The sequence below is a fragment of the Janthinobacterium sp. EB271-G4-7A genome, assembly GCF_020858075.1.
Lineage (GTDB): Bacteria > Pseudomonadota > Gammaproteobacteria > Burkholderiales > Burkholderiaceae_D > Janthinobacterium > Janthinobacterium lividum.
In genome coordinates this window covers 1698430-1717925 of the sequence record NZ_JACYMI010000001.1, presented here as the reverse complement: position 1 = coordinate 1717925, position 19496 = coordinate 1698430, and the positions used below count along the sequence as shown (strand labels likewise).

At 64.5% G+C, this 19496-nt stretch carries 16 protein-coding genes and 1 riboswitch; of the genes, 9 read left to right on the top strand and 7 right to left on the bottom strand.

The window, feature by feature from the left end; all coding sequences use genetic code 11:
* The first annotated feature begins 85 nt into the window (after positions 1-85).
* From IGS58_RS07805 to IGS58_RS07795, 3 genes are all read left to right on the top strand, one after another.
* Positions 86-1318, top strand: coding sequence for a glycosyltransferase (locus IGS58_RS07805; protein WP_230521024.1), 1233 nt, complete (start codon positions 86-88; stop codon positions 1316-1318).
* 187 nt (positions 1319-1505) lie between these two features.
* Entirely contained in the window at positions 1506-2486 is a 981-nt protein-coding gene (locus IGS58_RS07800; RefSeq protein ID WP_070255383.1) for an EDSAP-1 family PEP-CTERM protein, read from the top strand.
* Between the two features lie 109 nt (positions 2487-2595).
* Positions 2596-3591: an EDSAP-1 family PEP-CTERM protein gene (locus IGS58_RS07795; protein WP_230521023.1), complete on the top strand. Its 996-nt coding sequence runs from the start codon at positions 2596-2598 to the stop codon at positions 3589-3591.
* A 26-nt stretch (positions 3592-3617) separates the two neighbouring features.
* Here IGS58_RS07795 and IGS58_RS07790 read toward each other — a convergent pair whose 3' ends face one another.
* From IGS58_RS07790 to IGS58_RS07770, 5 genes are all read right to left on the bottom strand, one after another.
* A complete protein-coding gene (locus IGS58_RS07790) occupies positions 3618-4718 on the bottom strand; it encodes a nitroreductase family protein (RefSeq protein WP_230521022.1) in 1101 nt (366 codons plus the stop codon).
* The gene (locus IGS58_RS07785) at positions 4719-5588 is read right to left on the bottom strand and encodes a ThiF family adenylyltransferase (RefSeq protein WP_230521021.1); all 870 of its coding nucleotides are present in this window, start codon (positions 5586-5588) and stop codon (positions 4719-4721) included.
* Between the two features lie 86 nt (positions 5589-5674).
* Complete coding sequence (locus IGS58_RS07780) at positions 5675-7258, bottom strand: methyl-accepting chemotaxis protein (RefSeq protein ID WP_230521020.1); 1584 nt, start codon at positions 7256-7258, stop codon at positions 5675-5677.
* Positions 7259-7402: 144 nt separating this feature from the next.
* Positions 7403-7600: a hypothetical protein gene (locus tag IGS58_RS07775; protein ID WP_010399555.1), complete on the bottom strand. Its 198-nt coding sequence runs from the start codon at positions 7598-7600 to the stop codon at positions 7403-7405.
* 93 nt (positions 7601-7693) lie between these two features.
* Positions 7694-10528, bottom strand: a complete 2835-nt coding sequence (locus tag IGS58_RS07770; RefSeq protein WP_230521019.1) for a M16 family metallopeptidase — start codon at positions 10526-10528, stop codon at positions 7694-7696.
* 185 nt (positions 10529-10713) lie between these two features.
* A riboswitch (FMN riboswitch) is annotated at positions 10714-10983 on the top strand.
* A gap of 95 nt (positions 10984-11078) precedes the next feature.
* Between IGS58_RS07770 and ribB the strand changes: the two genes are divergently transcribed.
* The gene (ribB, locus tag IGS58_RS07765; protein WP_070255398.1) at positions 11079-11726 is read left to right on the top strand and encodes a 3,4-dihydroxy-2-butanone-4-phosphate synthase; all 648 of its coding nucleotides are present in this window, start codon (positions 11079-11081) and stop codon (positions 11724-11726) included.
* A gap of 1 nt (position 11727) precedes the next feature.
* On the opposite strand, the gene IGS58_RS07760 is transcribed toward ribB, so the two are convergent.
* Positions 11728-13104, bottom strand: a complete 1377-nt coding sequence (locus IGS58_RS07760) for an MFS transporter (protein ID WP_230521018.1) — start codon at positions 13102-13104, stop codon at positions 11728-11730.
* Between the two features lie 134 nt (positions 13105-13238).
* Between IGS58_RS07760 and IGS58_RS07755 the strand changes: the two genes are divergently transcribed.
* The 5 genes from IGS58_RS07755 to IGS58_RS07735 all read left to right on the top strand — a co-directional run bounded on the left by IGS58_RS07755 (position 13239) and on the right by IGS58_RS07735 (position 18165).
* Positions 13239-14114, top strand: coding sequence for a LysR family transcriptional regulator (locus IGS58_RS07755; RefSeq protein WP_230521017.1), 876 nt, complete (start codon positions 13239-13241; stop codon positions 14112-14114).
* Between the two features lie 61 nt (positions 14115-14175).
* A complete protein-coding gene (locus IGS58_RS07750) occupies positions 14176-14994 on the top strand; it encodes an MlaE family ABC transporter permease (protein WP_092605990.1) in 819 nt (272 codons plus the stop codon).
* Positions 14995-15049: 55 nt separating this feature from the next.
* The gene (locus tag IGS58_RS07745; protein ID WP_034779304.1) at positions 15050-16081 is read left to right on the top strand and encodes an MlaD family protein; all 1032 of its coding nucleotides are present in this window, start codon (positions 15050-15052) and stop codon (positions 16079-16081) included.
* Positions 16078-16749, top strand: coding sequence for a hypothetical protein (locus tag IGS58_RS07740; protein ID WP_070255404.1), 672 nt, complete (start codon positions 16078-16080; stop codon positions 16747-16749). Before IGS58_RS07745 ends, IGS58_RS07740 begins: the two co-directional genes overlap by 4 nt.
* A gap of 87 nt (positions 16750-16836) precedes the next feature.
* Positions 16837-18165, top strand: a complete 1329-nt coding sequence (locus IGS58_RS07735) for an ATP-binding protein (RefSeq protein WP_230522210.1) — start codon at positions 16837-16839, stop codon at positions 18163-18165.
* On the opposite strand, the gene IGS58_RS07730 is transcribed toward IGS58_RS07735, so the two are convergent.
* Positions 18162-19487, bottom strand: a complete 1326-nt coding sequence (locus IGS58_RS07730) for an HD domain-containing phosphohydrolase (RefSeq protein WP_230521016.1) — start codon at positions 19485-19487, stop codon at positions 18162-18164. The genes IGS58_RS07735 and IGS58_RS07730 overlap by 4 nt on opposite strands.
* Between the last annotated feature and the right edge of the window lie 9 nt (positions 19488-19496).

The window sequence follows — 19496 nt, the reverse complement described above, 5'->3', positions numbered from 1 at the left end:
GCCAGTGGCACGCGACGGGGGAACTAAACGGCGTGGCGCCACTCCAACCTGGCAGGCATCCCCTCCTGCGAGTACAGCGGTTCCCATGGCGCGCAAAAAAATCCTCTTTATGGCCGAGGCAGTGACCCTGGCCCACGTTGGCCGCCCCCTGAGCCTGGCACAGGGACTCGACGAGGACAAATATGAGGTGCATTTTGCCTGCGCCGATGGCTATGACTTTTGTTTCAAGCAAACCTCCTTCCGGCGCTGGCGCATCGATAGCATTTCATCGCTGCAATTCCTGCAGGCGCTGGCCCACGGCAAGCCTGTCTACACTGAAAGTACCCTGCACGCGTACGTGGAAGACGACTTGCGCCTGCTCAATGCGGTCCAGCCCGATCTCGTGATCGGCGACTTCCGCCTGTCGCTGTCGGTCAGCGCGCGCCTGCAGCGCATTCCCTACATTACGCTCAGCAATGCCTATTGGAGTCCGTACGTGCGCCAGCACTACACGGTACCCAGCCTGCCCCTGACAAGCCTGCTGCCCATCTGGCTGGCCGCCCCCCTGTTCCGCCTGATCCGCCCGCTGGCCTTCGCCTCGCATGCCGTGCCCCTGAACCGCGTGCGCCGCCGCCATGGCTTGCCCTCGCTGGGCAGCGACCTGCGGCGCATCTATACGGATGCCGACCGCACCTTGTATGCGGATATTCCGCAACTGTTCCCGCCGCAGGCCATGCCGCCCACGCACGACTACCTGGGCGCCATCATCTGGGCGCCGCCGCTCGACTTGCCGGACTGGTGGCAGCGTCCGGAACTGAGCAGCGGACGACCCATCATCTATGTCACCCTGGGCAGTTCCGGCCAGGGGCAATTGCTGCCGCGCGTGCTGCGCGCGCTGGCGCCCCTGCCTGTCACCGTATTGGCAGCCACGGCCGGCACCATCCGCGTCGACACCGTGCCGCCAAACGCCTATGTCGCGCCCTTTCTGCCGGGCGACGCGGCCGCGCGGCGCGCCAGCCTGGTGATCTGCAACGGCGGCAGCCCCACCAGCCAGCAGGCGCTGACGGCGGGCGTACCCGTCATCGGTATCGCCGGCAACCTCGATCAATTCCTCAACATGCACGGCATCACGGAGGCCGGGGCCGGCCTGCTGCTGCGGGCCGACCGCTTCCAGGAAACCGCCCTGCGCCATGCCGCCACGCGCATGCTCGACGATGGCCGGGCCAGGCTGGCGGCGCGCCAGCTGGCCACGGCCATGCGCGACTATGTACCAGGGCAACGCTTGCTACCCCATGTGCACGCCCTGCTGGGCTCGTTGCCGCAAGGCAGCCAGCCTTGACGGGCAGCGTCGGTTTTTCTTACAGCGAGTCCGGCAAAGCCTGCACTGCATCAACAAAAACACGCCAAGTCATTGATTTCAAAAGGGCCTCATGCGTTGGCATGGAAGTCGCTAGGTACTGGCCATGAGCACCTGCCGACAGGACTCAGCAAGACTTCCAGACTCACTCAACCACGAGGTGAATACAATGAAACTCTCGAAACTGAAACTGCTCCCGGCCGCAGCGGCACTGGCCATGCTGTGCGCCGCAGGTAGCGCACAGGCGGGCGCCTACGGCTATTCCTACAACAACATCTTCGGCCTCGTGATCGGCGTGCCAACGGGCCAGATCACGGTGGCCAACAGCACCACCATCTCGCGCAGCACGGCCACCCTGAATGGGGTAAGCGTCATCAATGGCGGCGCCGGCTCGCTCGATGCCCTGCGCGCCAACGTCGGCGCCGTCACCAAGGGCGAGAACGACTTCACGCAGCAAGGCCCCACCAACACCTATTCGCGCGGCGATGCGCAGATCGTCAGCACGCAGTTCCCTTCGTTCCCGCCCGGCTCCACTTCCACCCAGGTGGTGAACGTGGCCGAAGCCCACCTGGACGGCCCCGCCGGCACGGCCGATGCGTCCGGGCGCAATGGCTCGACCACGGGCTTCTCCGTCGATTTCATCGTCGGTTCGCCCACGGCAACGCTGAGCTTTGACTTCCTGGCCTCGCCCTTCATGCAGGTCTTCCTGCAAAGCACGGTCGGGCAGCTGTCCACCGCCACGGCCAACCTGGTCGTCACCTTCACCATCACGGATGCAACCGGCGCAACGGTGTTCAACTGGACGCCCGATGGCGCGATCGGGTCTGGCATCTTCGGCGGCACGGAAAACGCCGATGGCGCCAACCTGAACACCAGCCTGGCGACCAATTTCCTCACGCGCGGCAACCTGTTCACCTACGACCCTTCCGGCTGCGGCACGCCCACGGGCACCGGTGTCGGCACCGCGTGCGGCAGCAACTTCAGCTCCGTCAGCAATGCTTTGACAGCCGGCAACTACACCTTGACCCTGAATGCGGTGGAAAGCGTGGATCTGGTGAAACAGGCCGCGCCTGAGCCCGGCACCCTGGCTCTGCTGGGCCTGGGTCTGGCTGGCCTGGGCTATGCCCGTCGCCGCAAGGTTGCCGCCTGAACCAGGCAACAGGGGGATTCACAGGCGAGGAGGCTCTCCTCGCCTTTTTTATGTGGCAAGCCTGTCGGTTTTCCTTACAACGCGGCCGATCAGGAGATGAGGATTTTTCATGACGACATTTTCTTGCACCCGACTGCCAACGGTCTTGTTAGCCTTTCTGCTGCTGGCCAGCAGCGGCACCGCCAGCGCCGCCGCCTACGGCTATTCCTACACCAGTGTCTTTGGCCTGGTCATCAGCAATCCCTCCGGCTCCGTCTCCCTGCTCAGCAACATCGACCTGTCGCGCACCACCGCCACGCTCAACGGCAGCAGCATCATCAACGGCGGCAGCAATGAGATCGACGCGCCGCAAGCGACACGCGGCGCCGTCAGCAAGGGAGAAAACGACTTTACCCGGCAAGGCATGGGCAATGCCTCGTATGCGCGCGGCGAGGCGCAAATCCTCACCTCGCAAATCCCCCCCTTTCCACCGGGCTCGACCAGCACACACACCGTAAACGCGGCAGAAACTTTCCTGGCGGGCGGCGGCAGCGCCGACGCCTCGGGACGCAATGGTTCCAGCACCGCGATGACCGTCAATTTTGTCGTCGGCCAACCGGGCGCAACCATGGCCTTCGACTTCCAGGCCCTGCCCTTCATGCAGCTGTACCTGGACGCCTTGGCCGGCACAGGCTCGGCGGCCACCACGAATATGGCGATGACGTTTAGCATCATCGATGAACATGGCCAGATCGTCTTCAGCTGGGCGCCCGACGGCAACCTCGGTTCCGGTATCCTGGGCGGCACCGAACTGGCCGATGCCGCCAACCTCAATACCGGCTACGCGCAAACGCCGCTCACCAGCGGCAGCATGTTCACCTACGACCCCAGCGGCTGCGGCGCACCCACAGGCACCGGCATCGGCACGACGTGCGGCGGGCAATACAGCGCCGTCACGGATCACCTGGTGGCGGGCAACTACACGCTGGTGTTGAACATGCTGAACAGTTCCGAACTGGTCTACGTGCCAGTCGTCACGCCAGTGGCGCTGCCGGGAACCTTGCCGCTATTGGCGGCTGGCCTGGCAGCGCTGGCCAGCCTGGCGCCAAGGCGCCGACAAGGCTGAGGCGCGCGCCTGGCGTCACGCGCGCCTCACTGCCCCGCCGTTGGCGCCACCAGCAAGTCTTGCAGCGGACGGCGCAGCGAGCGCGCACTGGCCGCCGGCCCGGCGCCTATGCGCCCGAGAAACACGGCCCGCTCAACCGCCGTGGCGCCCAGCACGGTCTGGCATTGCGCGGCCAGCTCCTGCGCCAGCTCCTGCATGCCATCGGTGCGCGAAAAAGTGCGCCGTTCGCGCACATAGCGGGCAAAGATCAGCGGCGTCAGTTCCGGCTGCAATTGCAGGCCCAGCTGCGTGGCCGTCAGCCAGAAGCGCTGCATGGCGCGGCCGGCCGCCACGTAATCGTCGATGTGGCGCGGCGGCGCATCGGCCAGCAGCATGAAATGCGCGGCGCAATACAGGCCCGGCAGCAAGTCCATCTGCAGGCGCGGCGCGACGGTGCCAGCCAGCCAGGTATTGAAAAAATCCACGCGGCGCCAGCTGTGCATGACCCAGCGCATCAGGCGCGCCGTCATCGGGTCGACGCCGAGCGCCTGCTCCGGAATGCGGTCGCTGCTGAAGCGCGCGCCCCATTCGATGACGTCGCGGTGCACCTTGTGCGCCTCGGGCATGGTCAGGCGCAGCTTCGCATTGTCGAACATCAGGCGCGCGCAGGCCAGGCGCGCGCGCCCGCCTTCGAACCACTGCACGCCGTACCCGGGCGGCAAGCTGGCCGCCAGCGCCGCCTTTTCGCTGGCGCGCAAGCTGCGCGTGCTGAGCCGGCGCCGCTGCACACTGCGCTGCGGCAAGCAGGCCGCCAGCGGGTCGGGCTGCTTGCCGGGACTGTCGACCAGGCGCACATCGAAGGTGGGTAGCGTGTCGGGCATGGACAGACGCCGGCGCGCTTCCATGCGCAAGCCATGGCTGCTGGCCGCCAGTGCCATGCTTTCGAGCAAGGCACCGAGCGATAGCTGGCTGGGATGGCCGTCGAGGTCATACACGCAATGGCTGCGCGTATCGAAGCCATGCACGACCACGTGCCGCGGGTCCACGACTTCAAAGCGCCACGGCTGCGTGTTGTCGCCGCTGGGCGCCCAGCGCGCCTGGTCGAGGATGTTTTCCAGTACGGGATCGATCTGCGGTGCTTGCGCCATTTATACCCCCTGCGCCGCGCGGCGCCGCTTGATGATGGCCATCGTCAGGCGCTGCAGCGGATGACGGTTACCGCCCGGACGCCAGGTATGCACGAGCTTGTTGCGGTAGGCGTCGAAATGCATGCCGTGCGGCGCCGCCATCACCTTGCCCCGCTTTAACAATATCTTCAAGGCTTCCGTGGCGGCCGCGCCCGCGCACAACTGGCAGCCCATGATGGTCGACGGCCCGCGCCGCTCCTTCAGGTTGATGGCGGACGGGTCGACCAGATAGGAGCCGTGCAAGCCGGCCGGCGCCAATCCGACCAGGAAACGCAAGGCTTTTTCTTCCTCAGGCAAGTCGCCCCAGCCAAAATACTCTTCGAACGTCATGCCGCCCGGCATGAAGCTGAGCACGGCCGTGCCCATGCCCAGCGGCGCGGCCGTGATGGCGGGGATGCCCAGGCGGGCGCACGTGGCGAAGGTAGCCTGACGCGCGGGAAAGGCGAAGAAATCCAGGCCGTCCACATACAGGTCGACACCGGCAAAAAACTCGGCCAGGTTGCTGTCGTGTATACCGTCTGGAAATTGTTTAATCTCAAGTTCGGGATTGATGTCACGCGCCATCTGCGCCAGCACGGCCACCTTGGGCTGCCCCAGGGTGGAGACCATGGCGCCGGCCTGGCGGTTGAAGTTGGCGATATCGAAGGTGTCGAAATCGGCGATATGAAAAGCGCCGATACCGAGCCGCGCCAGGGTCAGCAAGTGCACGCCACCGACGCCGCCCATGCCGGCAATGGCCACGCGCTTGCCGCGCAAGCTATCCTGCTCCGCCTGCGTGACCCAGCCCAGGTTGCGGGCGAACGCCGCGTGATAGGAAAAACCGTCTGTCATGCTCACCTCTTCTGTGCGTCCAGTGCGGACGAAAAAGTTTGGACAGGTGAGCCAGGGTTAAGTTCCCCAGTGACAGAAAAAAGCGCTTAGCGCGTCAGGCGCCGCGCCGCAGGCACGCTGCGCTGTAGTGTTGCCGCTGCCGGCGCCACTGCGCCCACCTTGAACACGCTGACGATCTGCGCCAGCCCCGCCGCCTGCTCGTTCATGGCTTGCGCCGCCGCCGACGCCTGCTCGACGAGGGCCGAGTTTTGCTGCGTCATGTTGTCCATCTCGACGATGGCCTGGTTGATCTGCTCGATGCCGGCGCTTTGCTCGGCGCTGGCAGAGGAAATCTCGGCCACGATATCGGTTACATGCTGCACGCTGGAGACGACTTTTTCCATCGTCTCGCCCGCCAGCGCCACCAGTTTTTCACCGGCGCCCACTTGCTCGGCGGAACTGTCGATCAATTGCTTGATCTCCTTGGCGGCCGCAGCCGAACGCTGCGCCAGGTTGCGCACCTCGCTGGCGACGACGGCGAAGCCACGGCCCTGCTCGCCCGCGCGCGCCGCTTCCACGGCCGCGTTCAAGGCCAGGATATTCGTCTGGAAGGCGATGCCGTCGATGACGGCGATGATGTCGCCGATCTTCTTCGACGAGGCATTGATGGCGCCCATGGTGTCGACCACCTGGCTCACGACGCCGCCCGCCTGGCTCGCCACTTGCGAGGCAGAAATAGCCAACTGGTTCGCCTGGCGCGCATTGTCCGCATTCTGACGCACGGTCGAGGTCATTTCTTCCATGGTCGAGGCCGTCTCTTCCAATGAGCCCGCCTGCTGCTCCGTACGCGCCGACAGGTCGTGGTTGCCGGAAGCGATCTCGCCCGATGCCGTGGAAATGGATTCCGCATCGTTGCGCACCTGGCTCACCAGATGGGCCAGGTTGTCGCGCATGGCCTTGATCGCCATCAACAGACTGGACGTATCGCCGGGACGCGTATCGATCTGCGTGGTCAGGTCGCCCTGGGCGATTTGCGCCACGATGGCCGCTGCATAGTCGGGTTCGCCACCGAGCTGGCCCAGGATGCGGCGCAGCATCAGGGCCGCCAGGGCGCCCACCACCAGCATCAGCGCGCCGCCGATGGCCAGCAGCACGCCCGCCTGGGCCCAGAATTTGTGGTTGATGTCATCGATGTACGTGCCTGTGCCGATCAGCCAATCCCACGGCGCAAATTTCACCACGGCATACATCTTCGCCACCGGGTCCTTCACGCCCGGACGCGTGCCATCCGCCTGCACCAGGCCGATGCGGCTGGTGGCCAGGGCCGCGCGGTAGCGGTCGCCCGACTGCTTCATGTTCTTTTGCGGCGTGCCGATGCGCGACGCATTCGGGTGCACGTACAGCAAGTCCGTGCTGAAATCGCGCACGAAATAATACATCTCGTCCTTGACGAAGCTGCCGATGGCCAGCTTGGCCTGCTGCTGCGCCTGCTCACGCGTGAGCTTGCCAGACTGTTCCAGCGCATACGCCTTTTCCACCGAGGCATTGGCCAATTCCACCAGCACCGTCAGCTGCTCCACCCTTTCCGCCATCATGGTCTGGCGCAAGGAATACAGGGAAAACGAAGCGATGAGGACGATGCCCAGCAAGGTGCTGAAACACAGGAGGAGAATGCGCGAACGGAGTGTCATGGGTGCCTGGGTAAAGAATAAAATGTGGAATTATAAACAATTTCCATATGGAAATCTTTTCAGAAAAGCAAAGCGGGCGGCGCTACCAGGCTGATGCCCGGCAGGCACCGCCCGCATATGTCTTGCTGAAGTCTGACTGAAAGGTCAGGCCAAGGCTTCCTTGGCTGCCTCTTCCGGCGTCAAGCCGTCGTAGAACTGGTCGGTAAACCACTCGACCTGTTCTTCGATGTGGTCCTGTGCCTGCGCCACGGTGGCGCCGCCCGCCACGAGGAAGCCTTCGACCTCGATACACCAGTTGATCAACTCCAGGGTCTCCGGATCGAGTTCTTCTTTCTTAGCCATCGTATTTCCTTGCTTGTTAAATTGCGATCACATCAATAAGCAGCAGTTTAACAGCTTCGCCACACTGCCGCCCCTGCAGTTCAACAATGAAGCTTACTTGGCTGCAACGTTTTTACGTTCCGGATACAGCACTACCTGCACATAATTGTGCATGTCCAGGTAGCGCTGCGCCGCCAGTTTCACGGCTTGCGGCGTGATGGCGCGCACGCGCTGCTCGTAGCGCAGGATGTGCGCAGGGTCGCGCCCCTGCGTTACCGAACCCATCAATTGGTTCATCCAGTAGTTGTTTTCCCGCAAGGATTTCTGCTGGCGCGTGATCCAGTTCAGCTTGACCTTTTCCAGGTCCGCCGCGGATGGCCCGTCCGTCTTCATCTTGTTGATTTCGGCAAACGCCGCGGCGATCACCTTGTCCACGTTTTCCGGTCCGGTGGGCAAGTTCAAGGCCACCGAGTAATGGCCGTACGGATGCTGGCCCATCGAGGTTTCAAAGCCGCCGCCATAGATCATGCTCATCTTTTCGCGCAGCACTTCGATGACTTTCAGGTTCAGCACCTCGCCCAGCGCCTGCAGGGTCAGCTTTTGCTCATCCGAATACGCCACGTCGCCATTGAAGGTGATGGAAATCGTGCTTTTGGGCTCGCTGCCCATGTAGATATCCTTCTTGACGATCCCGGTCACTGGGCGCATGCCCACGTCGCGGTAGGCGTGCGGCACGTCGGCCACGGGCAAGGTGCCCAGGTAGCTGGCGATCAGGGGCTTGATCTTGTCGAGCTCGAAGCTGCCCGTGAAGATAAAGGTCATGCCGCGCGCGCTGGAAAAACGCTGGCGGAAGATTTCCAGCGAACGGTCCAGGCCCACCTTGTCGAAGTCGGCCACGCGCGGCACGCCATCGACGCGCGGGTTGTCGCCAAACATGGTGTGCTGGATGGCATCGTAAAACACGGCCTCCGGCTGCGCCATGCTGTTTTTCGCCAGGTCCTGCTGCTTGCCGATGAAGGACTGGTACAGGCCCACATCCTTGCGCACGTCGTTGAAATACAGGTACACCAGTTGCAGCATGGCTTCCACGTCGGCGCTGCTGGCCGAGCCGCCAAAGCCTTCGCTCAGTTCGCCCAGCGAAGCGCCCACGTTGACCGTCTTGCCAGCCAGCACTTTCTGCAAGTCCAGCGGCGCCAGGTCTTTCAGGCCCATGCTGCCGACCACGGCGCTCGCGTAGCGGGCGTTGTAGATGTCGGCATCGCCAAACAGCGACTGGCCGCCGAAACGCGTCGAGCCCATCAGCACCTGGTCATTCTTGAAGTCCGTGGGTTTGAGCAGCACGCGCACGCCATTGCCCAGGGTCAGTTCCGTCACGCCGATGGCGCTATTCAACTTTTCCGAGGCGATGCTGCCGCCGGCCGGCGGGCCGTCCATCAGCTTGCTGGCCAGGACTTTTTCCGTGCGCGGCTCGATGGTTTGCTGCTCGGCCTTCGCCACCGCGTCGAGCAATTGCTGCTGCGTCGGCACGCTGGCGCCCGCTTTCGATTCGGCGCCCATGAAGACCACCAGTTTCTTTTGCTGGTCGGGAATCACCTTGGCCACCGTCTCGTTGATTTCCTGCAGAGTTACTTGCGGCAAGAGTTCCTGCGCGTACAGCAATTCATTGGCGATGCCGGGGATGGCTTCCTGCTCCAGGAAGTTACGCGAATACTCGGCCACGAAACCGGCCGAGTCGGACTTGTCGCGCTCGCTGTACGCGCGCTCGTAATTGCGCAGCATGTTCTTGCGCGCGCGGTCCAGCTCGTCCTGGCTGAAACCGAAGCGGCGCGCCCGCTCATCTTCCTGCACCAGCGCATCGACGGCCGGCTGCACGCCGCCCTTGCCCAGCAAGGCGTACGCACTGAACGATTCATAGCCGCGCACCAGCTTGCCCATGCTGCTGCCGCCCTGGATGAACGGGGGATTGGCTTGCTGCGTCAATTCCTGCATGCGCGCGCTGAGCATTTGCCCGTACAGGTTTTCGATCATCTGGCGGCGGTAGTCGGCAATGGTGACGGGCTCCTGCGCGGATCGGATCGGGTAGCGGATGAAGACGGTGTCGTCCGGCGCTTCCTTGTCCGTGATCACCAGCGCTTCCGTTTGCGAGCGCTGCGGCACTTCCGCATACAGGCGCGGACGCGGTTTCGCGGGATTTTTCAGTTTGCCGAAATGCTGCTGGATCAGCTTTTCAGCCTGTTTCGGTTCCACATCACCGACCACCATCACGGCCATCAGGTCGGGACGGTACCAATCCTTGTAGAAACGCTTGATGGCTTCCGGCTTGAACGTCTTCAAGACGGATTCCTTGCCGATCGGCATGCGTTCCGCATAGCGCGAACCGTTCAGCAACTTCGGATACAGGATCTTGTTCATGCGGTCGCTGGCGCCCTTGCCCAGGCGCGCCTCTTCCAGCACGATGCCGCGCTCGCTGTTGATGTCGGCCGGATTGAATTTCAAGCCATGCGCCCAGTCTTCCAGCACGAGAAAACCCTTTTCCAGGTTTTCCTTCTTGTTCGTCGGAATCGGCAGCACGTACACGGTTTCATCAAAGCTCGTGTAGGCATTCAGGTCGGCGCCGAACTTCACGCCGATCGATTGCAGATAGGAAATCAGTTCATTGCGCTTGAAATGCGTGGAGCCATTGAAGGCCATGTGTTCCGTGAAATGGGCCAGGCCTTGCTGGTCGTCATCTTCCAGAATGGAACCGGCTTTCACCACCAGGCGCAATTCCACTTTTTGCGCGGGACGGGCATTTTTCTTGATGTAATAGGTCAAGCCGTTCGGCAGTTTTCCGACGGTAACTTCTGGTGCCAGCGGCAGGGGATCGCTCAAACGGATTTCCGCCTGGGCCATGCAGGCGCACGCCAGCAAGACGGCGCCCGAGATCAGGCGTAATTTACTCAGCTTCATGTATTCTCAACGGTAAGATTCAGTAAGCGTACCTTACACTGAAATCGTCTTTCCGCCATTAAAAACAGCTTAGGAAGAACTGCTTTCCCCAGGCAACTTTGCCGAATGACAAACTCAACAGTGCCCTGCCAGCTTCTTTCAATTGTGCTAAAGTATTGCCGCCGGTCATGTGGACCGGCACAACAATACGTCTTCGGGGCGGGGTGCGATTCCCCACCGGCGGTAAGACCGGCAACGGTCAAGCCCGCGAGCGCTTTCCGACAAGGATTGGCATTAGTAACCGTCGCGAGCAAGCTCAATATCGGCTTGAGTAGCGCAACTGTACGAAGGTACAGTGAGCAACGCAAAGTCGAGAGTGGGCTGCGCAGCAGGTTAATAAGCCAATCCGAGGAAAGGTCAGCAGATCTGGTGTAACTCCAGAGCCGACGGTATAGTCCGGATGAAAGAAGATGTGCAGTAAACGCGATGTCCGATCGACCTGTCGATGCGGCCGGCTGCGTCTATTCGCTTGCCCTGCAGCGTTTTTCGCCTATGCGAGGAGCGTTTCACCATGTTAGTCAACAGCTACACCCTGCTTTCCAACGACCTGGAAGGTCGCATCCAATCCGCCCTGGCCGCCATGCGCGCCGGCATTCCCGTCATCCTGCTTGACGATTTCGACCGTGAAAACGAAGCCGATTTGATCCTGTCGGCCGAAAAATTGACGAACGAAACCATGGCCCTGCTGATCCGCGAATGCAGCGGCATCGTCTGCCTGTGCCTGCCGACGGACGTCGTCAGCGCGCTGGAATTGCCGCCCATGTCGTCCGACAATGGCAGCCGCTACGGCACGCCGTTCACGGTCTCCATCGAGGCGCGCGACGGCGTCACGACGGGCGTGTCGGCCGCCGACCGCGTGACCACCATCCGCGCCGCCATCGCGCCGAACGCCAAGCCATCCGACCTGGTGCGCCCTGGCCACGTGTTTCCCCTGCGCGCCGCGCCCGGTGGCGTGCTCGAGCGCCGTGGCCACACGGAAGGCTCCGTCGACCTGTCGCGCATGGCGGGCCTGAACCCGGCCGCCGTGCTGTGCGAGCTGATGAACCCGGACGGCACCATGATGCGCGGCGACGATATCGAACGCTTCGCCGAATTGCACGGCATGCCGATCCTCACCATCGAGGAACTGGTGGAGTGGCGCAGCACGCGCGAACAGTAAGCTAGCTTAAGGCGGCCACGGCCTTGGGCAAATGTACATGCTTGTACACGAGGCCCGCCGCCAGGCCATACGCGATGGCAATCGTCGCGTAGGCCAGCGGCAGGCGCAGCGACCAGTCTTGCACCATGTGCAGGATGCTGCCGACCAAGGCCACGCCCACCAGCGCGCCGATTTGCCGGTTCGCATTCAGGGCTGCCGCCGCGCTGTTCGCATGCTGCTTGCCGGCCACCCGCATCACGGTGGCCGTCATGGCGGGAATGGCGATGCCGATGGCCACGTTCATGACTGCCGTGCCAAGCGCCAGCAGGAAATATGGCGTGCCCGGACGCAAGGCCATCAGCAGCAAGGCCATGCCAGCGCCCACCAGCAAGCCTAGCAGCATGGGCAAGCGCGTGCCATAACGCGCCGCAATACTTCCCGCCATAAAGTTTCCCACCGTATAGGCCGCCATCATGGGCAGCAGGCGCAAGCCCGATTGCAAGGCATCGGCGCCGCCGGACTGCTGCAGGAACAGGCTCAATAAGAACAGCTGGCCGAACACGCAGAAATTGATCAGGAAACCCACGCCATTGGCCGCGCCAAAGCTGCTGCTGTGGAACAGTGCGCGCGGCAACAGCGGATGGCTGCCGCTGCGTTCGCGCCGCAGCAATTGCCCGGTGGACAGCACCGTCAAGGCCCCCGCCGCCAGCACGCCCGGCGACAGCCAGCCTAGCACGGGACCTTCGATCAGCACGAAACTGAGGCCCGCCAGCGCCGCCACGCCCAGGGCATGGCTGAGCAGCGACAGATCGCGCGGCTGGCGCGCCGGCGCGGCCAGCAGCACTTGCGCCATGACGATGGCCAGCACGCCCAGCGGCACATTCACCCAGAACACGCTGCGCCAGCCGAACTGGTGCACAAGGATGCCGCCGATCAAGGGGCCGGACGCGCCGGCCACGCCCACCAGCGCCGACCAGGCGCCCAGCATGCGCGTGCGCTCGCGCTCGTCGTCAAAGCTGTGCGTGAGCAAGCTCAGGGAACTGGGCATGAACAGGGCCGCGCCCGCCCCTTGCAGCAAGCGCGCGGCAGTGAGGAAATGCCCGTCGGGCGCGGCGCCGCACAGGATCGAGCCGAGGAGGAAGACGCCCAGGCCGCCCTGGTACACGGCTTTTGGGCCGTAGCGGTCGGCCAGCGCGCCGCCGGCCAGCAGCAGCGCGGCAAACGTCAGGGTGTAGCCGTCGACCACCCAGACCAGGCCCGTCAGCGGTATGGCCAGGTCCAGCGCGATATCGGACAGGGCCACGTTGACGGCCGTGACGTCGATCATCGCCATGACGAAGCCGAACGCCAGGGTCAGCAGGATGAAGCCGCTGGCGCGGCGCGGTGTGGGGGCAGACATGGTATTTCCTTGCAGGGACAGCGGGGCAGCCATTATGCGAGCGTTGCGCGATGCAGTAAACAGGCATAAAATCAGCACTATGATGCAAAAATGCATCATCATCACGACAGGAAAACAAGTCATGGACTGGGCTTATGGACTGGGATAACGCGCGCATCTTTCTGGCCATCGGCCGGGCCGGCACCCTGCGCGGCGCGGCGGCCCTGCTGCACATCGACCAGGCCACGTGCGGGCGCCGCCTGGCCGCGCTGGAAAGCTCGCTGGGCGCCACCCTGTTCCTGCGCACGCCGTCCGGTTACGTGCCCACGCCGGCCGGCGAACTGGCGCTCACGGCGGCCGAAGCCATGGAACGGGCGGCCGACAAGCTGCAGCGCGAAATGCAGGGCGTCGACAATCGTTTAAGCGGCCTGGTGCGCGTGGCCACCACCGACACCATGGCCAGCCATTTCGTCATCCGCGCCATGCAGCAGCTGCATGCGGCGCACCCGGACATCCGCATCGTGCTCAACGTGGCACCCGCGCTGGCCAGCCTGACGCGGCGCGAAGCGGACCTGGCCGTGCGCGGCGTGCGTCCCACCGACCCGGACCTGATCTCGCGCCACCTCGTCAAGCGCAGCCTGGGCCTGTATGCGTCGAAAAGCTACCTGGCCGAACGGGGCGAACCCGTGCGCGGCACGGCGCTGGCCGGCCACGACATCGTCATCTACCACCATTCCGTGACGCCGCGCCACGGGGAAAAACTGGCCGGTGAATCCGTCGCCAACGCCCGGGTCGCCATGGAAGTGAACTCGGCGGCGATGCTGCAGGACGCCACGCGCGCGGGCCTGGGCGTGGCCGAGCTGGCCACGCACCTGGGCGACATCGACCCGCAGCTCGTGCGCATCTGGCCCGAGCGGGCGGAAAGCTACGACGTGTGGCTGGTCATGCATGCCGACCTGAACCGCTCTGCCCGTGTACGGGCGGCGGCCGACGCGATTATCCACAGCGTCGCCAGCGTGGCCGGCCAATAGCGGGCCTGCCGTGCACTGCTGGACAATCGCTTGTATCGAACGCATCCAATGTTAAGATGCCATGATGACCCTATCCGTCTCCCTCATCATCAGCCTGCGCCGCCTGCACCGGGCCACCATGGCCTGGCTGGTCAGCTGGTGGCGCATGTTGCATTTCGCCATCCTCGTGTTTTCGCTGGCCCTGTCGCCATCGAGCTATAACCGCGACAACCGCCCCATCCTCGCGCACCGCCTGGTGACGAATACGGCGCCGAACCTCGTGTGGTTCAGCGTCGCCTGCGCGCTGGTCAGCCTGGTGCTGATACGCATCGTCGTCGTCAGCGCGCAAAGCTACGGCCTGTCGCGCTATGCGCTGGAAATGGTGGTGCGCGTGCTGGTGCTGGAACTGATACCGCTGACGGCCGCCTTGTTCGTGGCGCTGCGCCTGACCTTGCCCGACGGCATTGCGTTCGCGCAAATGCGCTCGTCCGGCATGCTCGAGAAAATGCAGCGCCAGGGCGTCGACCTGCTGCGCCGCGAATACTTTCCGCGTGTCATGTCGGGCATCTTCGCCGTGTGGATGCTGGCCATCGTCAGCTGCGTCACTTCGCTCATCCTCGCCTATGTCACCATCTACGGTTTTACGCCGTGGGCGCTGCAAGGCTACACGCGCGTCGTGGGGCAGATATTCAATCCGGCCGTGGCCCTGATCCTGATGCTCAAGGTCATCTTCTTCAGCTTTGCCGTGGCCCTGATCCCGCTGGCCTCCTCCTATTATCCGGAAGAGCCGCACGGCCGGCGCAACCGCCTGTGGGCCGCGCACGGTCTGTCCGAAATGCTGCGCCTGTTTTCCGTCATCCTGCTGGTCGAAGTGGCTTCGCTGATGGGCAATTACTACTGATGCCCCGCCCGCCACCGCCAGCGATCCCGAACCACCCATACGAGAGCCAGAAGCCATGAGCCAGAGCCAACCCCCGAATCCCGACCAGGTCGACGTCACGGCGCCCGCCGGTCTCACGCAAGATTCCGTGCTGCCCGCCCCGCCGCCCGTGCGCCACGCCGAACTGAAGGCGGCCATCCTGCTCGTCTTCATGTTCGTGCTGGTGGTCGGCTCCGTCGTCTACCTGATGTATGCGCGCGGCGCCTTCGAAGCCACGCAGACCTTGGTGCTGACGGCCGACGATTCCGACGGCGTCGGCGTGGGCGCCGACCTGACCTTTTCCGGCTTTCCCATCGGCCGCGTGCAACGCATCGAGCTGGCGCCGGACGGCCGCGCGCGCGTCATCATCGACGTGCCGAGAAAAGACGCGCACTGGCTGCGCACCAGCTCCATCTTCACCCTGGAACGTGGCATCGTGGGCGGCGCCAAGCTGCGCGCCTACAGCGGCATCCTGACGGACCCGCCGCTGCCCGACGACGCCACGCGCGACTTGCTGGTGGGCGACATGGCGGCGGAAATCCCCCGCCTGCTGGCCGCCGCCAAGGACTTGCTGAACAACGTAGCCAGCCTGACGGGCACCGATTCCGCGCTCGACGGCACCTTGCGCAATGTGCAGGCCGTCACCGGCAAGCTGAGCGGCCCAGGCGGCGCCATGGGCTTGCTGACGGGCGACGACAAGCAGTCGCGCCTGCTGGTCGAGCGGGCCAATGCCCTGCTGATCACGGCGGACCAGCTGGCCCGCCGCACGGATGGCCTGGTGGCGAATGCCGATACGCGCGTCTTCGGCGACAAGGGCGTCATGACGGATGCGCAGGCGACCATCGTGCAGCTGAACGCCCTGCTGGCCGACACCCGCAACAGCCTGAAAAAAGTCGACGCCGTGCTGGTCGAGGCGCAAGCCGTGGGCGCCAATGCCAAGGCGGCGACAGCCGACCTGGGTCCGCTGCGCGCCGACGTGGAAAGCAATCTGCGCAAGGTCGAGCAGCTGGTCAATGAAATCAACCGCAAATGGCCGTTCAAGCGCAATCCGGAGATCAAACTGCCATGAAAATATCCCGCCCCGCCATCGCCGCCCTGCTGTGCACCTTGCTTGCCGCCTGCTCCAGCGGCCCGCCCGTGCCGGACTGGAAAATGAATGCGCAAAGTTCCGTCGAGCGTTTCCAGGCGGCCTACCTGGGCGGCAACGCGCTGGTCGAGCAGACGGAATTCCGGCGTGCCCGCAGCCAGGTGGCGGGCACGGGCAAGCTTGAACTCGTGGCGCGCATCGAACTGCTGCGCTGCGCCACGCGCGTGGCCAGCCTGGCCTTCGAGGACTGCACCGGCTTTGACGCCCTGCAAGCCGATGCGACAGCCGCCGACCGCGCGTATGCGGCCTGGCTGGCCGGCAAGGCGCAGGCGGCCGACGTCGCCCTGCTGCCGGAAGCGCAGCGGGCGGCAGCCAGCGCCAGCTCCGACACGGCCGCCGCCAGCGCCGTGGCAGCCATCAAGGACCCGCTGTCGCAACTGGTGGCGGCCGGCGTGCTGCTGCGCTCTGGCCGCGCCACGCCGGAACTGCTCGATACGGCCGTGGCCACCGCCTCGGACCAGGGCTGGCGCCGGCCGCTGCTGGCGTGGCTGGGCGTGCAGCGCCTGCGCGCCGAACAGGCGGGCGACACGCAGGCGGCGCAGCGCATCGCGCGGCGCATGGCAATCGTCGAGCAGCCGCTGGCCCCCTGAGCGCGCCGATGCCGGCCCAAGGCAGGCGGAATCAGGCATAATCGAAGCAGGACGACAGCTATGCCGTGCAGGCAGCGAGGTGTGACGATGCAGTTCGAGGATTTCGACCTTTCCACTCCCGATACCGGCCGGCATGCCGGGGCGGCGCCTGGCGATGATGCACCGGCCGCCACGGCCGTGCGCCTGCAATACCTGCTCGACAATACTCCCTCCATCATCTATTGCACCGTGCCCAGCGGCGACTTCAAGATGACGTTTGTCAGCAACAATGCCCTGAATGTGCTGGGCTACCAGCCCGAGGAGATGGTGGCCGACCCCAATTTCTGGTTCGACCATATCCACCCCGACGATGCGCCCGGGATTTTTTCCAGCCTGGCGCAGATCTTCGTCGAAGGCGCGCGCGCCTACGAATACCGTTTCCGCGTGCGCGACGGCAGCTATCTGTGGATGCACGACAGCCTGCGCCTCGTGCGCGACGAGCATGGCGTGCCGTTCGAGGTGATCGGCTCGCTGACGGACATCACGGAACGCAAGGGCATGGAAGCGATGCTGCAAGCGCGCGGCGAAGAGCAGCAACTACTGATCAGCAAGCTGCAGGAAGCGCACGACCAGTTGCTGCAATCGGAAAAGATGGCGTCCATCGGCCAGCTGGCGGCCGGCATCGCGCATGAAATCAATAACCCGATCGGCTTCGTCAATTCGAACATGAGCTCGCTGCAAGGCTATGTCGGCACCCTGTTCGACGTCATCGCCCAGTATGAGGCGGCGATGCGCGAGCCGCTCGACGGCCCGGCCCTGGCCGCGCACGTGGTCCAGGTGCGCGCGCAGGCCGACCTGGCCTTCCTGCAGGACGACATCGGCGACCTGGTGCGCGAATCGATGGATGGCCTCAAACGCGTGCGCGACATCGTGCAGGCGCTGAAGGATTTTTCCCACGTGGGCGAGACGGACTGGCAAGTGGCCAGCCTGCATGCGGGCCTGGACAGCACCCTGAATATCGTCGCCAATGAATTGAAATACAAGGCGCGCATCGAGAAGCAGTATGGCGAGCTGCCGCCGATACTGTGCCTTGCCTCGCAGCTGAACCAGGTCTTCATGAACCTGCTCGTCAACGCGGGCCAGGCCATCGGCAGCGACGGCGTGATCAGCATCCGCACCGGCCATGCGGACGACTGGGTCTGGGTGGAGATCGGCGACACGGGCGCCGGCATCGCGCCCGAGCACCTGAACCGCATCTTCGAACCGTTCTTCACCACCAAGGCCGTCGGCAGCGGCACGGGCCTGGGCCTGTCGCTGTCATACGGCATCGTCAACAAGCACGGCGGCCGCATCGACGTGGCCTCGGAGGTGGGTCGCGGCACGCGCTTTACCGTGCACCTGCCCATATCGCCGCCAGCGGCCCAGGCAGTGTCCTAGCCTTCCTTGACGGGCACATACACGCGGATGCTGAGGCGCCCGCCATTCTTGCTTTCGAAGTCGAGCAGCTGGGCGATCACGCGGGCCGTCAGCACGTGCTCGGCCGCCAGCAGCATCAAGCCATCGCGGCTGATCAGGTCGCGCGACAGCACCATCCCCGGTTCCAGCTGGCCCGACAGCACGGTCAGGTCGCGCGCCGGCGGTTCCGTCTCCTCCATGATGCTGCGGAAAGCGGCCACCACGGCCGGGTCGTAGCGCTTGCCGACGCTGTCGTAGATCAGGGTGCGGGCCTCCTCGGCGCGCAGGCTGCGCTGCACCATGGCGCCGATCTGCAAGCCGTCGTAGTCCGACGCCAGCGCGAGGATGCGCGCCCCCATCGGAATGGCCAGGCCCACCAGGCCATCGGGAAAGCCGCCGCCGTCGAAGCGCTCGAGCTGCGAGCGCAGGATCACGGAGACGGCGCGCAGCTCCTCGAGCGCCATCAATAATTGTTCGGCGCGCAGCGGATGCTTGCGGAACGCGGCCAGCTGCTCGCCCGTCCAGGCGCTGGCCGGCAACTCCAGCACATCGTCGCTCAAGCTGAGCTTGCCGATATCCTTGAGCAGGGCCGCGATGAACACGTCGCGCGCCTCCTGCCCTTCCAGGCCCAGCGCCTGCGCCAGCTTGCGCGACAGCTCGGCCACCCGCCGCGCATGGCCTGCCAGCTTGCCGCCGCGCATCTCGATCAGGTTGGAAAACACCTTGATCGTCGTCACGAACGTGGCCTTCAGGCGCTCGTTGGCCGCCTGCACTTCGTCGTGCGACTGCTTCAGCTGCTGCGTGCGCGTGGCCACCTTCGCTTCCAGGCTGGCGTTGAGCGCCTGCAGCTCCACGTTCTGGCTGGCCGTCAGCGCTTCCAGGCGCAGCTTTTCCTGCTCCAGCGCGCGCCGTTCCAGCGCGTGGCGCACCACCAGCACGATATCGTTCTCGTCCCACGGCTTGGTCACGTAGCGGTAGATCTCGCCCTGGTTGATGGCGTCGAGGATGGACTGGATGTCGGCATAGCCGGTCAGCAGCAAGCGCATGGTGCCGGGCCAGCGCTGGCGCACCTGGGCCAGGAACTGCGCGCCATCCATGTGCGGCATGCGCATGTCGGAAATGACCAGATCCACCGTCTCGCTCTCGAGCAGGGCCAGGCCGGCCGCGCCGCCGTCGGCCGTCAGCACGCGGTAGCCATGCGGGCGGAACAGCCGGCGCAGCGACGAGAGGATATTCGGTTCGTCATCGACGCACAGGATGGTGGGCGGCGCGGCCGCGGTGCTGGCGCTGGTACTGGTGCTCATGCTGTCCTG